Annotated in this window: 14 protein-coding genes; 8 read left to right on the plus strand and 6 right to left on the minus strand. The window is 71.7% G+C overall.

Annotated elements, in window-relative coordinates; all coding sequences use genetic code 11:
• Positions 1–21: 21 nt before the first annotated feature.
• From ACFVHO_RS28915 to ACFVHO_RS28925, 3 genes are read left to right on the plus strand one after another with little or no spacing between them, the layout of a single operon-like run.
• Positions 22–1,359 (plus strand): ferric reductase-like transmembrane domain-containing protein, encoded by a 1,338-nt coding sequence (locus ACFVHO_RS28915; protein WP_385720739.1) that lies wholly within the window; start codon positions 22–24, stop codon positions 1,357–1,359.
• A gap of 13 nt (positions 1,360–1,372) precedes the next feature.
• Complete coding sequence (locus tag ACFVHO_RS28920) at positions 1,373–1,786, plus strand: FMN-binding protein (protein ID WP_385720742.1); 414 nt, start codon at positions 1,373–1,375, stop codon at positions 1,784–1,786.
• Between the two features lies 1 nt (position 1,787).
• Entirely contained in the window at positions 1,788–2,585 is a 798-nt protein-coding gene (locus ACFVHO_RS28925) for an FAD:protein FMN transferase (RefSeq protein ID WP_385720745.1), read from the plus strand.
• Here ACFVHO_RS28925 and ACFVHO_RS28930 read toward each other — a convergent pair.
• Positions 2,536–2,907 (minus strand): TetR-like C-terminal domain-containing protein, encoded by a 372-nt coding sequence (locus ACFVHO_RS28930; protein WP_385720749.1) that lies wholly within the window; start codon positions 2,905–2,907, stop codon positions 2,536–2,538. The two genes, ACFVHO_RS28925 and ACFVHO_RS28930, sit on opposite strands and share 50 nt — an antisense overlap.
• A gap of 2 nt (positions 2,908–2,909) precedes the next feature.
• Here ACFVHO_RS28930 and ACFVHO_RS28935 point away from each other — a divergent pair, with 2 nt between their 5' ends.
• From ACFVHO_RS28935 to ACFVHO_RS28945, 3 genes are all read left to right on the plus strand, one after another.
• Complete coding sequence (locus tag ACFVHO_RS28935; protein WP_385720751.1) at positions 2,910–3,989, plus strand: MFS transporter; 1,080 nt, start codon at positions 2,910–2,912, stop codon at positions 3,987–3,989.
• Positions 3,990–4,083: 94 nt separating this feature from the next.
• Positions 4,084–4,887 (plus strand): alpha/beta fold hydrolase, encoded by an 804-nt coding sequence (locus ACFVHO_RS28940; protein ID WP_385720754.1) that lies wholly within the window; start codon positions 4,084–4,086, stop codon positions 4,885–4,887.
• A gap of 235 nt (positions 4,888–5,122) precedes the next feature.
• Positions 5,123–5,503 (plus strand): hypothetical protein, encoded by a 381-nt coding sequence (locus ACFVHO_RS28945; protein WP_385720756.1) that lies wholly within the window; start codon positions 5,123–5,125, stop codon positions 5,501–5,503.
• Positions 5,504–5,557: 54 nt separating this feature from the next.
• On the opposite strand, the gene ACFVHO_RS28950 is transcribed toward ACFVHO_RS28945, so the two are convergent.
• Together ACFVHO_RS28950 and ACFVHO_RS28955 are read right to left on the minus strand one after the other, a co-directional pair.
• A complete protein-coding gene (locus ACFVHO_RS28950; protein ID WP_385720758.1) occupies positions 5,558–6,013 on the minus strand; it encodes a (2Fe-2S)-binding protein in 456 nt (151 codons plus the stop codon).
• 10 nt (positions 6,014–6,023) lie between these two features.
• Positions 6,024–8,150 carry a xanthine dehydrogenase family protein molybdopterin-binding subunit gene (locus tag ACFVHO_RS28955; protein WP_385720761.1) on the minus strand — a complete coding sequence of 709 codons (2,127 nt, stop codon included), beginning with the start codon at positions 8,148–8,150 and terminating at the stop codon, positions 6,024–6,026.
• 257 nt (positions 8,151–8,407) lie between these two features.
• Here ACFVHO_RS28955 and ACFVHO_RS28960 point away from each other — a divergent pair, with 257 nt between their 5' ends.
• Positions 8,408–9,232, plus strand: a complete 825-nt coding sequence (locus tag ACFVHO_RS28960; RefSeq protein WP_385720763.1) for an ATP nucleotide 3'-pyrophosphokinase — start codon at positions 8,408–8,410, stop codon at positions 9,230–9,232.
• A 67-nt stretch (positions 9,233–9,299) separates the two neighbouring features.
• Here ACFVHO_RS28960 and ACFVHO_RS28965 read toward each other — a convergent pair whose 3' ends face one another.
• The 3 genes from ACFVHO_RS28965 to ACFVHO_RS28975 form a co-directional block, all read right to left on the minus strand.
• Positions 9,300–9,959 carry a response regulator transcription factor gene (locus tag ACFVHO_RS28965; RefSeq protein WP_385720766.1) on the minus strand — a complete coding sequence of 220 codons (660 nt, stop codon included), beginning with the start codon at positions 9,957–9,959 and terminating at the stop codon, positions 9,300–9,302.
• 193 nt (positions 9,960–10,152) lie between these two features.
• Entirely contained in the window at positions 10,153–10,887 is a 735-nt protein-coding gene (locus ACFVHO_RS28970; RefSeq protein WP_385720768.1) for an FG-GAP repeat domain-containing protein, read from the minus strand.
• A gap of 261 nt (positions 10,888–11,148) precedes the next feature.
• Complete coding sequence (locus tag ACFVHO_RS28975) at positions 11,149–13,416, minus strand: MMPL family transporter (protein WP_385720771.1); 2,268 nt, start codon at positions 13,414–13,416, stop codon at positions 11,149–11,151.
• Positions 13,417–13,684: 268 nt separating this feature from the next.
• Here ACFVHO_RS28975 and ACFVHO_RS28980 point away from each other — a divergent pair, with 268 nt between their 5' ends.
• Positions 13,685–14,434 (plus strand): TetR/AcrR family transcriptional regulator, encoded by a 750-nt coding sequence (locus tag ACFVHO_RS28980; RefSeq protein WP_385720774.1) that lies wholly within the window; start codon positions 13,685–13,687, stop codon positions 14,432–14,434.
• The last annotated feature ends 58 nt before the right edge of the window (positions 14,435–14,492 follow it).

Consider the following 14,492-nt stretch of genomic DNA (forward strand, 5'->3'; position numbering starts at 1 on the left):
CCGATCTAGGAGTTGCCGCCCGTGACGACCCTCCACCGTGTCGAACCACCCCGGACGGCGGTCCGCCCGAAAGCGGCGGCCCGCGCGGCCCTGTACGCCCTGCTCGCGGCGAACGTCGCCGTGGTGACCGTGTTCTTCGTCCAGGCGGGGTTCGCCTCGAACACCCTCATCGTCCTCGGACGCCTCGCCGGTCTCCACGCCGCGCTCCTGATGGCCTTCCAGCTGCTGCTCGTCGCCCGCCTCCCGTTCTTCGACCGCCGCATCGGCATGGACCGGCTGACGTCCTGGCACCGCTGGGTCGGCTTCGGGCTGCTGTGGCTGCTCGTCGCGCACGGCGTGTTCATCGTCCTCGGCTACGCCCAGGCCTCGTCGATGGGCCCGGTCGACCAGCTCGTCGATCTGGCGGAGACCGTCGAGGGCGTGCTGCGCGCCGTCGTCGCCATGGCCCTGATCATGGTGGTCGGCGCGGTCTCGGCCCGGTACGCCCGGCGCCGACTGGCGTACGAGACCTGGCACTTCATCCACCTCTACACCTACCTCGCGGTGGTGCTCGCCTTCACCCACCAGGTCGCGGCGGGCTCGACCTTCACGGCCTCGGCCACCGCCACGGCGTACTGGTACACGCTCTGGGGTGCGGCCCTCGGCGCGGTCCTGGTGGGCCGCGTCGTCCTGCCGCTGCGACGCAACCTGCGCCACCGGCTGCGGGTGACGGCCGTCGTGCCCGAGTCCGACCACGTCGTCTCGATCTACGTCTCGGGCCGCGACCTGGACCGGCTGCCCGCCCGCGCCGGGCAGTTCTTCCTCTGGCGGTTCCTGACCAGGGACCGCTGGTGGCAGGCGAACCCCTTCTCCCTGTCGGCGGCCCCCGACGGCACCCACCTCAGGCTCACCGCGAAGACCGCGGGCGACGGCACGGCGGCCCTGCGCGACCTCAAGGTGGGCACGCGGGTGTTCGCCGAGGGCCCGTACGGCGCCTTCACCACGATGCACCGCACCCGGCCGGACACCCTGCTCATCGCGGGCGGCGTCGGCATCACGCCCGTGCGCGCCCTCCTCGAGGAGCTGCACGGCCACGTCGTGCTCATCTACCGGGTGGCCACCGACCAGGACGCGGTCCTCTACGCCGAGCTGACCGAACTGGCCGCCGCCAAGGGCGCCGAACTGCACCTGATCACCGGCCCCGCCACCCCGGACAAGCTGGCCCCGCGCAATATCGCCACCCTCGTGCCCGACGTGGCCGACCGGGACGTCTACGTCTGCGGACCACCCGGCATGACCACCGCCGTCCTGCGCACCCTGGGCGACCTGGGTGTGCCCAAGCCGCAGATACACGCCGAGCGCTTCAGCCTGGCCGGATGAGTGGGGGAACACGATGAAGCGAGCACTGCCCGTCCTGGCGCTGACCGCCGCCGCGGTGATCCCGCTGTGGCGCTACGAACCGTCCCTCGGCTCGACGACCACCGAGGCCGCCCCGGCCCCCACGCCCTCCTCCCCACCGGCGTCGTCCTCCGACGGCACCGCCGCGAGGCCCGTCCAGGGCTCCACCGTCAACACGGAGAAGGGCCCCGTACAGGTCGAGGTGACCTTCGAGGGCGACAGGATCAGCTCCGTACGCATGCTCCAGCAGCCCAACCACCCGCAGACCACGGCCGCCGTACCGAAACTGATCAAGGAGACGCTGTCCGCGCAGAGCGCCGACGTCGACACGGTGTCCGGCGCGACCGTCACCAGCGACGGGTACAAGGAGTCGCTGCAGGCCGCGATCGACGCGAAGGGCGGCGCCTGACGTGCTGCGCGTCGAACACGTCATGGGCTTCCCCGTCTCGGTGCGCATCGACGAGGGGGCGGACGAGCCGGAGGCCGCCGCGGACGAGGTGTTCGCGTGGCTGCGCCAGGTCGACGCGCGGTTCAGCCCGTTCAAGCCCGACAGCGAGGTGTCCCGCCTGGACCGGGGCGAGGTGCCGACTGACGAGATCAGCCCGGAGCTCCTGGAGATCCTCACGCTGTGCGAGGACTACCGGGTCGCGACCCGCGGCGCCTTCGACGTCCGCCTTCCCGGGCGTGGCCTCGACCCCTGCGCGGTGGTCAAGGGCTGGTCGGTGCAGAAGGCGGCGGACCTGCTCGCGGCGGCCGGGGCCACGCGGTTCTGCGTGAACGCCGGTGGTGACGTCGTCGCGTCCGGCGGGCCGTGGCGGGTCGGCGTGCGCCACCCCGAACACGCCGACCGGCTGTGCGCGGTGGTGGACCTCAAGGACGGCGCGGTCGCCACGTCCGCCCGCTACGAGCGCGGCGACCACATCCTCGACGGCCGCACCGGCCGCACCGGCCGCCCGGTCCGGGGCCTGCTCAGCCTGACCGTCGTGGCCGCGTCACTGACCGAGGCGGACGCCACCGCGACGGCGGCGTTCGCCATGGGGACGGAGGGCGTCGCATGGGCCGCGGCGCGGGCGGGCTGTGAGGTGTTCGCGGTGGATGAGGGGCGGCGGGTGCTTCGGACGGAGGGGTTTCCTGTGGTGAGCGGCGCGCGGGACGGGGTCAGTTCGGCAACAGGTGCGACACGAGGGTGCGGGTCCATTCGGGGGTGAGCGGCTCGTCCGTGAACACGCCCCGGTAGTAGAGGGGGGCGAGGACGGCGTCCGTGGTGCGCTCCAGGGTCGGGGGCTGTCCGCCCCGCGCTCGCTCCCGTTCGAGGATGGCTTCGAGTTGTTCCTGTCGTTCCCCGCGACACGCGGCGGCGCCCTGTTCCCCGCCGATGCCGATGGTGGCGCGCACCAGGGCGAGGGTGTCCGGGGCGCAGAGGTCCTTGGCGAGGTCGGACGCGTACCGCTCCAGGTCGCCGCGGAGGCTTCCGGTGTCCGGCACCACGATGTCGCCGGAGAAGCGGCTGGTCGTGGCACTTCTCCGCATGGGTGCTGACCGTCGTCTTCGCCCTGTACGTGGTCGGCCTGCTGGGCTCGTTGCTCACCGTCGGGGCGCTGTCGGACCACCTCGGCCGCCGACCGGTGCTCGCTGCGGCGATCGCGCTGGAGATGGTCGCGCTCGTCTTGTTCCTCAGCGCCGGGAACGTGGTCGTCCTGGCCGCCGCCCGGGTGCTCCAGGGCATCGCCACGGGGGCGGCGACGACCACCCTGAGCGCCACCCTCGTCGACCTCGAACCGCCGCATGCCCGTGGGCGCGCGGGCGTCGTGACCTCCGTGGCGCCCCTGACCGGGCTCGCTCTCGGCGCTATCGGCTCCGGATTCCTGGTGGAGTTCGGCCCCGCCCCGACGCGTCTCGTCTACGCCCTGCTCCTTGGCGCCATGGTCCTGGCGGCGGCGCTCACCGCCGTCCTGCCGGAGACCTCCCCGCGCAGGCCGGGAGCCGTTGCCTCCCTGCGTCCACGGGCCGCACTGCCCGCGCATCTGCGCGCCGACATCGTCCCGGTGGTGCCCGCGATGATCGCGGGCTGGGCGCTGGCCGGTCTGTTCCTCTCCCTCGGCCCGTCCGTCGCCGCCCAGTTGCTGGGGCTGCACAGCCGTCTGGTCGGTGGTGTCGTCGTGACCCTGCTCGCGGGCACGGGAGCACTCACGGTCGCCGCGCTCCGCTCCCGTTCCGCGTCCGTGCTCCTCGCCCCCTCGTCGGCGCTGCTCGGGCTCGGCGTCCTCACCGCGCTCGCCGGGATCGTGGCGGACCTCGTCTGGCTCTGCGCCGTCGGCACGGTCGTCGCGGGCGTCGGCCTCGGCGCCTCGGTCCTCGCCACGTTCGGCAGCTTCGCCCGGATCGCCAGGCCGCACGAGCGCAGCGCGCTCTTCGCGTCGGCGAACATCATCTGCTACCTCGGCAACAGCGTGCCCGCCGTGCTCGGCGGCATCGCCGTCACCGCCCTGGGCCTGCGGACCGCCACCGAGATCTACGCCCTGACGATCGTCGTGATCGTCTCCGCCGCCTTCCTCCTGCGCCTGAACCAACTGCGGTCCCAGCGCCGCACCGTCGTGACCTCGGGGGAGTGAGACACCGACCCACGACACCCGCCGCACCTCGCACCAGGACCGCGGCAATCGACCGACACGGAACGACCTCGTGCGAAAGAAGGACACAGACACCGTGACGACCGCAAACAGCAGAATCAGCAAGCACCTTGGCGTCCAGCGATCCGACCACACGACGATCCGCTACACGGCCAGCGGCCCGGCCGACGGGCCGACCCTGGTCCTCATCCACGGCTGGGGGTGCGACCGCGGCGACTTCGACGCGGTGACCGGCCACCTGCACGACACCCACCGCGTGCTGGCCGTCGACCTCGCCGAGCACGGCGAGTCACGGTCGACGCGAGAGGTGTGGACCATGCGGGAGTTCGCCCGCGACGTGGCGGTGGTGCTGGAGGCCGAGTCGGTGACCACGGCCGTCGTGGCCGGGCACTCCCTCGGCGCGGCGGTCGCCGTCGAAGTCGGCCGACTGCTCCCCGGCACCGTCTCGCACGTGGTCGCGCTCGACGGACTGCACTACCTGTCCCTGTTCCCGGCGCAGCACGAGGAACAGGGACAGGCCCTGCTGGGCGTGTTCCGCGACGACTTCGCCGCGGCGGTGCGCGGGCTCGTCGAAGCGGGTTCGCCGGCCGGGACCGCCCCGGCGCTCGTGGACGGCTACTTCGAGAAGATGGTCGCGGTACGGCAGCCCGCGGGCCTGCACGCCTTGGAGGGCCTGGTGCGCTGGGACATGGACGCGGCGCTCCGCGAGACGAAGCAGCCCATCACCGTGTTTGCCGTTCGCGACCTGGTGACGCGAGAAGCGATCGACCGCTACGGGGACCGCTTCGACATCGTGCTCGTCGACCTGGGCAGCCACCACTTCCCGGTGGAGGCCCCCGAAGCGACGGCGAGGCTCCTGGCGGACGTGCGGAGCCGATGAATCAGCGGAGCAGATGAGTCAGCGGAGCAGATGGGTCTGCGGAGTCGATGAGCCATCGGTGCGGGCCGGGGGCCGCCCACGCCCGGCCCCACCGGTGCGCGCGCGCCGTACGCTGGCATCGAAACCCTCGCTGAAGGCGCAGACGCAAGCGTCCAGTTGGTCACCCCGGACCGGACGCTCCGACCGGCGAGGGCTGCGATCGACGTGGTTCCGTCTCTCCTGAGGAATGGTGAACGTGGCAAAGGTCCTGGTGATCGGGCTCCATCCCAGTACGGTCGACTACAGCATGTACCCGGGCCTGGACGAGGCCACGCTGACCGCACGCGTCGAGCAGGGCCTCGCGGCCGTACGGGCAGCGGGTTTCGACGCCGCGCACTGCCGGATCGGCGTGGACCCGGACGAGGCGGAGAAGACGGTACGCGCAGCGGTGGCCGAGGGATCCGTGAACCTGGCCATGATCGGCGCCGGTGTGCGCATGGCGGCCGAACACACCGTGCTGTTCGAGCGGTTGATCAATCTGCTGGTCGAACAGGCCCCCGGGGTCCGCTTCTGTTTCAACACCTCACCGGAGACAACGATCGACGCTCTGCGTCGCTGGGCGCCGCACGCCTCCTGACCCGCGGCGGGTGCGCGCCGCACGACGGCGTCAGGACGCCTGGACGGTGGGCCGTCACCTGTTCCGCGAGGCCAGTTTGATCGCTTCGCGGACGCGGCAGTAGGTCCCGCAGCGGCACACGTTCTCGATCCGGTCGATGTCGGCGTCGGTCGGCCGGGTGGTCCTCTCCAGCAGGGCCACCGCGGCCATGATCTGGCCCGGCTGGCAGAAGCCGCACTGCGCGACGTCCCGCTCCAGCCAGGCCTCCTGCACGGGGTGGAGCTTGTCGCCGTCGGCCAGGCCTTCGATCGTGGTGACGTCGCGGCCCGCGCAGTCGGCTATCGGGACGACGCAGGGCTGGATCTCACCGCCGTCCAGGTGGCTCGTGCAGGCACGGCAGACACCGACGCCGCAGCCGTACTTGGGGCCGGTGACGTTCAGGAGGTCGCGCAGCACCCACAGCAGCGACATGTCGGCCGGGGCCTCGACGGTGACCGGTTTCCCGTTGAGGACGAAGGAGTAGGACGGCATCGGCACCTTCTCAGAAGTTGAGGGGGAAGCGACGGGGCTTGGAGCCGGTCGCGCGTGCGTAGGCGTTGGCGACGGCTCCCGCCGCGGCCGGAACGCCCAGCTCGCCCGCCCCGCCCGGCTGTCTTCGGGACGGCATGATGTGTGCCTCGAAGTGCAGCGGGGCGTGCCGCTGCCGGGCGTAGTGGAAGTCGGCGTAGCTGCTCTCGCGGACGGCGCCCCGGTCGATGTGCAGTCCGGCCTGCAGGACGGTGGAGATGCCGTCGATCGCGGTGCCCATGAGCTGGGCCTGGAGCCCGCGTGGATTGACGGCTGTGCCGACGTCGGCGGCCATCACCACCCGGGTCACCCGCGGGCTCTTCGGGTCGGTGGTGTCGATCTCGACGAGGCAGGCCACACACGAGCCGTACTCCTCGTGCACGGCGACCCCCTGCGCCTCCCCCTCAGGCATGGCACGGCCCCACTGACCGGCGGTGGCGACCTTGTCGAGCACGGCCTTGACGGTCTTGCTCCTGAGGGACGTACGCCGGAACGCGACCGGGTCCTTGCCCAAGGCCCTGGCCACCTCGTCGACGACGATCTCCTCCGCGGTCCGCATCGTCCCGGAGTCGACGGACCGCCACGCGCCCAGCGGAACCGCCAGCTCCACCGAGCCCGAGTTCCCGGACACCCGACCGAAGTCGTAGAGGCCGGGGTCGCGGGGGAGCGGGCCCGCGGCAAGCGCGCCGTCCGTGCGGACACCAGCCTGGGCGGAGGCCCCCGTACGCTCGCCTGCCTCGCTCACCGAAGCCGTCGAGTGGACGAAGGCCACCACCTTGCCCCGTGCGTGGCTGGCCCGGATCCGGTGGTGGCTGGCCGGGCGCATGCGGCCGTGCCGGATGTCGTCGCCACGGCTCCACATCAGCTTCACCGGCCGCCGCGCCGCCTTTGAGATCAGGGCCGCCTCGACGGCGGCGTCGTGGTTCAGGCGGCGGCCGAACGAACCGCCGCCGCGCAGGACATGGACCTCGACCTTCGACTTGGGCAGCCCGACCGCCGAGGCGATGCCGTCTCGCGCGTCCATCGGCGCCTGGGAGGAGAACCAGATCTCGGCACGATGGGCGCGTACGTCCGCGACAGCGGTCAGGACCTCCATCGGCGCATGGCTGACGAAGGCGAACTCGAACTCGCCCTGCGTCTGCGCCGACCCGCGCGGAGGAGTGCCGAGGCGCGGCACGGCCGCCCGCAGCCGCGCGCGGATCGCGGCGTCCGACAAGGCCGCCAGCGGGCCGGGAGACCACTTGATCCGCAAGGCCTCCTTGGCCTTGAAGGCATGGTGGAAGGACTCCGCCACCACGGCGACCCCACCGGCGATCCTGACCACCGCGTGGACGCCGGGCATCGCTCGCGCCGCCCGGTCGTCGACCGACACGACCTTCCCGCCGAGGGTCGGCGGCCGCGCCACCACGGTCGGCTTCGCCCCGGCCACAGCCAGATCGCCGGTGTACTTCGCCTTGCCCGTGACGATGTCCCGCGCGTCGATCCGGGTCGTCGGCCGCCCGATCACCCGGTGTCTCGACGGCGGCTTGGGCCTGGTCGAGACCTTCGGCCGGCGGATCCCGGCGGCGCTCGCCGTCAGCGAACCGAAGGTGGCGGACCGCCCGTCCGGGGCGAACACCCGCGTGTCCTTGGTCCGCAGGGTGCGTGCGGGCAGGTGCCAGCGCCGTGCGGCCGCGGTGACCAGCTTGGCCCGTGCCAAGGCGGCCAGCTCACGGGCGGGACCGTAGAGCGAACTGACCGAGCTCGAACCCCCGGTGTACTGGTTGCCCTTGGCGCGTGCGTCGGCGAGCGGGATGTGGACGTCGACGAGCCGGGCGTCCAGGTCCTCGGCGATGAGCATGGCGACCGCGGTCGTGACGCCCTGGCCGACCTCGACACGAGGCAGCCGCACGACGACCTTGTTGGCGGCGGTGACCTCAAGGACCAGCATCTCCTCGTCGTTGCCCCGCGCCAGCACATCGGACGGGCGACGGCTCGCCGACACGTCGGGTTCGCCGGCGTCGGCCCACGCCCCGTCGCGGTCGAGGGACGCGGCCACCGTCAGCGTGGACGCCGCGAGCGAGTAGACGACGAACTTCCGGCGGGACAGCTGACCGCTCAACGGACGTTCCTTCCCGAGCACTTCGGACGGTTCAACCCGTATGAGGCGGCAGGGCCCCGCGTGGTTCGCTGGGGAGGTGAAGTTTCCGAGGGGAACAGGAGGCAGTCGAGCGGGCCGGTCGGGGCGATGGCGGAGGGACGAGGGCAACTGCCCGCTACTTCCCCGGCGTCCGCCCCGTTGTCCCTGGCGACGATCACCGCCCGCCTCCTTGCTGGCAGCGGGCGGTGCCACGGGCCCAGAAGGGACACCACCAGCACATGACCACACGGCACCACCTCGGCCGCAGCGCCGCCGTACTGACCGCCGCCCTCGCCCTCACGACGACGGCCACCGGTCTCACCGCCCACGCCGACAGCGCCCACAAGACCGGCAAGCACACCACCACGACCGCCTTCGTGCCGCGCGCCGGTGCGGTCCCGCTCCAGGACGCCGAGGACGACGGCTGGGAGGGCGACGGGCTGCGCCTGAGCGCCGAGGAGAACCGCAAGGTCGACGCCTACGTCGCGCGCGCCCGCGAGGCCGAGCCGTCGATCAGCAGGGACGTGCGGGCCGCCGCGAACCTGAGCGGGGCGGACCTCGTCGGGTTCGACCACCGTCTGAAGTCGCCCGACTCGCTCAAGCGGAAGGTCGCCACCGACCTCAAGGAGCACCCCGAGAACACCGTCGACCAGGCACTCGACCGCCTCAACGACGCGGTGCGCTACACCCTCCAATGGCCCGACGGCGACTACGTCACGGGCGTCTCCATCGCCTCCGAAGTGCTGTCCGCCTGGGGCAACGACACCACCAAGTGGAGCAACACCTGGGGCCGCGCCCAGGGCTACAAGGGCCTCAACTCAGGATGGCGCGCGCCTGATTCGCGGCAGCGGTTCGAGGTGCAGTTCCACACTCCGGCGAGCAAGTACGCGCAGGAGGAGACGCACAAGCTGTACGAGGAGCAGCGGCTGCCGACGACGAGCCCCGAGCGCAAGAAGGAGCTCCAGGCACAGCAGAACGCGCTCTTCGCCGCCGTGCCGGTGCCGGCCGGCGCCCCCGAACTCACCGTGCCCGCGCCCCGCCCGGCCCTGACACCCGCTGCGTGAGGGACCTAGCCGACGACGGCCCCACCGTGGTGGTGGAGGCCGTCGTGTCCCGGGTTCGCGCCGACCGTCAGATGTAGCCCTCGCGGAGCGCGTACGCCACGGCGTGGGACCGGTTGCGCAGGTGGAGCCGGGTGGTGAGGCCGTGCATGACGTTCTTGACGGTGCGTTCGGAGTACGACAGCTTCGTCGCGATCTCGGAGGTGTCGAGGCCCTCGGCCACCAGGCGCAGGACGTCCACCTCCCGAGGCGTGAGGCCCAGCGTGGAGCCCGGCTGGTCGGTGCCGCCCCGGTGCAGTCGCCCCACCTGGCCGATGAGTCGGCCAAGGAGGTCGGGCGGCAGGTCGCCGCCGCCTTTGGCGGTGGTCAGCACGGCCTGCACCAGGCGGTGCGTGGTGGCCTCACGGCGCCAGACGATGGCACCCACACCGCACTCGATGACGTCGAGGAGCTCGTTCTCGCGGACCGTGCCCACCACGAGCACGGCACGTGTGCCCTCGCTGCGCACGGTCCGCCGCAGCCGGGCGAGCGCGGCCTCGTCGAGGACGTCCTCGACGAGTAACGCGACGGTGGCGGGACCGGAGTCCTCGCACAGCTCGACCTCGGGATGGCGCCGCAGCTGGCTGAGGACTCCCTCGCGGCTGATCGGGTCGGGGGCGGTGACGCTGACGCGGACCCGGGGCGCCTTGGGCGCGGAAGGCGCGGAGGAGATGGAGGGCACAGAGGCCATGGAGGATACGGATGGCACGGAGGTCACGGGGGACGCAGAGGGCGCAGCGGGCGCAGAGGGCACAGGGGATACAGAGGACACGGGGGACGGGAGCGAAGTGGACAAGGGACTTCCTCACTTCTGCGGCTGAGACTTCGGTGGTGCGCCGGGCGCCGCCGACACGGGGGATCGGCGGCGCCCGGTGTTCAGGGGGTCAGGAGCAGGGCTTGTAGAAGTGCTTCCAGCCCTTCTTGGGCATGGACGGCGGCTCGGCCGGGGTACCGACCTGGCCGTACTTCACCTGCTGCTCGTAGACGTACTTGCCCGGGCCGCTGCTCCGCTTGGACAGCCGCACCTGCCGGTCGAGGGACCCGTCACCGGAGTTGTTGAGGACCGCGATGTCCGGGTACGCGTCGTCGTTGTAGTCGGCGACGCGCAGCTGCCTGGCCTCGCCGTGGTCGCCGATGTCGGAGTGGCGGGCCTGCGCGGAGCCCAGGTTCGTGCGCTTGAGCGGTCCGGGACGGTACTGGGAGACGCGCGCCGTGTTGGGGTCGTCCCCGCCGGCCGGCTTGACGACGTTGACGACGATGTCCAGCTTGCCGTCGTTTCGGAAGTCGGCGACCACGGCGGAAGCGATCTCGCCCGGCTTCGCGCCGAGCAGCTTCCTGACCGACTTCTTCGCGCCGAACGAACCGCTCGCGGTGCCCCACTGGACCGTCATCCTGGTGCCGGTGTGCCCAGGGTTGACGATCTTGTCCGGGCGGCCGTCGCCGTCGAGATCGCCGACCAGCGTCGTGGCACCCGCCAGGCACGCGGCGGCCGCGGCCGTCTTGCCGGACTGCCCCGCACCGCCCGACGCCGACGACCCGGTCGCACCGGCCTGGAACGCGCCGACGGTCAGGGTCAGGGCGACGGCCGCGACCGGCGCGGCGATCAAACGTGAGCGCATGCGTTGCATCTACGAACTCCAATGTCGTCACTGCTGAGCCGTACTCGCCCGTCGAGCCCCCACGGCGCCGGTCGCGGGAACGGTCCCGGTGGGGCGTGGTGGGCTCTTGGACGAGCACGGAACGAGCTTGTCGGGTGATCCGTCCCCACCGCCAGAAAAATGGGGCAGTTCGGGACACTGGAATGAAAAGAACGGCTTTGACCTGCAGGAACGCAAGGTGCCTGGAACGCGAGGGTGGGACGCGTGAGGCGCGGGCCGCGTCTAGTTCCGCACGTAAGGCGTCTTGTTCGCGGCCTCGGCCCCGGCCTCGGAAGCGGCCTCGGCCCCGGCCGTCGGCGCGGGCACGGGAGCCGACTCGGGTCCCGCTTCGCTCAGGCCGTACCGGCTGTGGAAGGTCCGCAGGAAGCCGGGCGCGTACCAGACCGAGCGGCCGAGCAGCCGCATCGCGGCGGGGACGAGCACACCGCGTACGGCGACCGCGTCGATGAGGATGGCGAGGCCGCTGCCCAGGCCGAACATCTGCATGAAGCTCAGCTTGGCCGTCCCGAAGGCGAGGAAGCTCACCGCGAGCAGGCAGGCCGCCGCGCTGACGATGCGGCCCGTGTGCCCGAGTCCGTCGGTCACGGCGGTCTCGTTGTCCGCGCCCTGGTCGTGGAGTTCCTTGATCCGGCTGGTGACGAACACCTCGTAGTCCATCGAGAGGCCGAAGGCGATGCAGAACATCAGCACGGTCATCGCCAGCTCCATGGGCTGCGCGGTGAAGCCGAGCAGACCGGAGAGGTTGCCGTCCTGGAAGATCCAGGTCATCACGCCGAGGGTCGCTCCCAGGCTGAGCGTGTTGAGGACAAGGGCCCGCAGCGGCTGCACGACGCTGCCGGTGAACAGGAACAGGAGCACGAAGGTGGTGAGCACGACCAGGCCGATGGCGACCGGGAGCAGACCGCCGATGGAGTCCTTGGAGTCGACGAGTTCGGCGTCGACGCCGCCCACCAGAGGGTCGGAACCGGCGGGCGGGGTGAGCGTCCGGACGTCCTTGACGAGGCTCTGGGCGGCGTCCGACTTCGGTTCCAGGTCGCTGACCACGGTGATCCGCTGCGCGTCGGCGCGGCTGAGGGAGGCCTGGGCGGGGCCGTCCGCCTTCGCCTGACCGTCGGCGTACGTTCCCGTGCCGGTCTCGACGCGGGCGACACCGTCGAGAGCGGACAGCTTGGTCGCGTACGAGGCCAGCGGGGCCTTGGCCACGGGCCGGTCGATGACGATGTGCAGGGCCGCGTCGTCGTTGCCGTCGAAGTTCTCCCGCAGTGTCGCGGAGACCTGGCGGCTCTGCGCGTCCTCGGGCAGCACCCGCTCGTCCGGCGTGCCGAAGGTGATGCCGAGCAGCGGGCTCGCCGCCACCAGCAGGACCGCGAGGACGGGCAGCGCGGTGAGCGCGGGCCGGCGCATGACGGTCCGGGCGAGGCGCCCCCACAGCGGGGCCCGGCCGTCGGAGCGTCCCGCCTTCGGCCACGGCAGCTTCCCGCTGTTGACCCGGTGCCCCAGGACCGCGAGCAGCGCGGGCATCACGAACAAGGTGCCGAGGGCCGCGATGGCGACGACGCCGACCCCGGCGTAGCCGAACGAGCGCAGGAAGTACTGCGGGAACACCAGGAGCGCCGCGAGGGCGGCCGCCACGGTCGCCGCGGAGAACGCGACGGTGCGGCCCGCGGTGTGCACCGTCTTGCGGACGGCGTCGTCCACGCTCACGCCCGCGGCGAGCTGCTCACGGAAGCGACTGATCATCAACAGGGCGTAGTCGATGGCGAGGCCGAGACCCAGGGCCGTGGTGAGGTTCGTCGCGGTGTTGGAGACGTCGGTGATGCCCCCGAGGATGCTGAGCTGGGCGAACGAGCCCGCGATGGCGAAGACGGCGATGGCCAGCGGCAGCAGGGCGGCGACCACACTGCCGAAGACGAACAGGAGCAGCACGAGGGTCAGCGGGATGGCGATGGCCTCGGCGAGAAGGAGATCGTCGACCACCTGGGTCGACATGTCGCTGCTGACCGCGGCCCCGCCCCCGGCGCGAACGCTGAGCCCGCCCTCGCGGGGACCGGTGTAGTCGTCGATGACACTCTTGGAGTTCTTCTCGAACTCCGAGGCGTCGCCCTTCACATGGGCGAGCACCATGGCCTCGCGGCCGTCCTCGGACCGGAGCGTGGGGCTCTTGGTGTCCCAGTACGAGACCACGTTCTCCAGGTGCTTCTCCTTCTTGAGGTCGGCCACCAGCGCCCGGCCGTCGCCCTGTGCGGCCGGGGCGTCGACACGGCCCCGGTCGGCACGGACCAGCAGGATCAGGTTCGTCTCGCCGCCGAACTTCTCCTCGATGACCTTCTCGGCCCGGGTGGACTCGGAGGCGGGGTCGTCGAAGCCGCCGCCCTTGAGTTTGGTGAACGCGCCGCTGCCGACGGCACCCATGAGGGCCACAGCCACGACGGCGACGACGAGGATCAGCCTTGAGCGGCGAATCGCCAGTTCGGCTAGGCGGTCGAACACGGGAGTTCTCCTTCGCATAGGTGCGGTAACGCCGACGAGAGTCGACAAAAGCCAACCAAAGAGCCCGAAAGGGGCCAGAGTGAAGAGGGAAGTGGGGCGGGACGCCTCGCGCGGGCTGCCCGTCGGTGGCGGCGAATGGCCTGATGTCGAACCCCTCGCGCCGCAAACGACGTTAGCGACGACCAGGAAAATTTGGCAGTGTTAGATTTTCCTCACACTTCGCACGCGTGTGCTGCCCCGTGCGGACCCGCCGCCGTACGGTCACCCCATGTCCGCAGACACCCCCGCGGCGGCCCCGCCCACGCTGCGCCAGCGACGTCGAGCCGCCGCCACCCAGGAGATCCTCGAAGCCGCCGAGCGCCACATCGCCGAGCACGGCCCCCACGCCATGTCCCTGCGTGCGATAGCCCGCGGCCTCGGCATGACCGTGCAGGCGCTCTACCACTACTTCCCGAACCGGGACGCCCTCGTCACGGAGCTCATCGCCAAGGCGTACGACGACGTGGCCGAGGCCGTCCAGGCAGCCGTCGACACCGCCGGGGACGACCCGGACCTGCCGCGCCTCGTCGTGGCGGCCGAGGGCTACCGCCGCTGGGCCATCGCCCACCCTGAGAGGTTCCAACTCCTCTACGGGGCACCCCTGCGCGACTACGCCGCGCCCGCCGAGGGCCCCACCACCCAGGCGGTGCGCCGCATGGGCGCGATCTTCCAGGCCGCGATCTTCGACGGCTTCACCTGGGAGCAACTCGCCGCAGCCGACACGCCGGAGCTCTCGCCCTCACTCCAGGCATTCCTGGGGCACCTGCCTCCGGACGGCATGGGCGACCTGCCGCCCCCGGCGACCTCCCTCCTCCTGAGCGGCTGGGGCCACATGACCGGACTCGTCGTCCTGGAGGTGTTCGGACACACGGAGTTCCTGGGCGAGCACCAGGCGGAGATCTTCCGCCTCTCGATGCGGAACCTGCTCGCTGACGTCCACCGCCGGATCCCGGCCGCGGCACCGGACACCGCGACGTAGGACGGCCCCCGCCGCAACGCATTCTCGCCCGGCCCGCTCACCTCACTCGGCCTTCACG

The sequence above is a fragment of the Streptomyces sp. NPDC127108 genome (assembly GCF_042677545.1).
Classification (GTDB): domain Bacteria; phylum Actinomycetota; class Actinomycetes; order Streptomycetales; family Streptomycetaceae; genus Streptomyces.

Bases quoted from the DNA above. Each gene is read 5' to 3' on its own strand.
- ACFVHO_RS28970 (WP_385720768.1), bottom strand. From the start codon at position 10,887: ATGCGCTCACGTTTGATCGCCGCGCCGGTCGCGGCCGTCGCCCTGACC.
- ACFVHO_RS28950 (WP_385720758.1), bottom strand. From the start codon at position 6,013: ATGCCGTCCTACTCCTTCGTCCTCAACGGGAAACCGGTCACCGTCGAG.
- ACFVHO_RS28920 (WP_385720742.1), top strand. From the start codon at position 1,373: ATGAAGCGAGCACTGCCCGTCCTGGCGCTGACCGCCGCCGCGGTGATC.
- ACFVHO_RS28980 (WP_385720774.1), top strand. From the start codon at position 13,685: ATGTCCGCAGACACCCCCGCGGCGGCCCCGCCCACGCTGCGCCAGCGA.
- ACFVHO_RS28930 (WP_385720749.1), bottom strand. From the start codon at position 2,907: ATGCGGAGAAGTGCCACGACCAGCCGCTTCTCCGGCGACATCGTGGTG.
- ACFVHO_RS28965 (WP_385720766.1), bottom strand. From the start codon at position 9,959: ATGGCCTCTGTGCCCTCCATCTCCTCCGCGCCTTCCGCGCCCAAGGCG.
- ACFVHO_RS28960 (WP_385720763.1), top strand. From the start codon at position 8,408: ATGACCACACGGCACCACCTCGGCCGCAGCGCCGCCGTACTGACCGCC.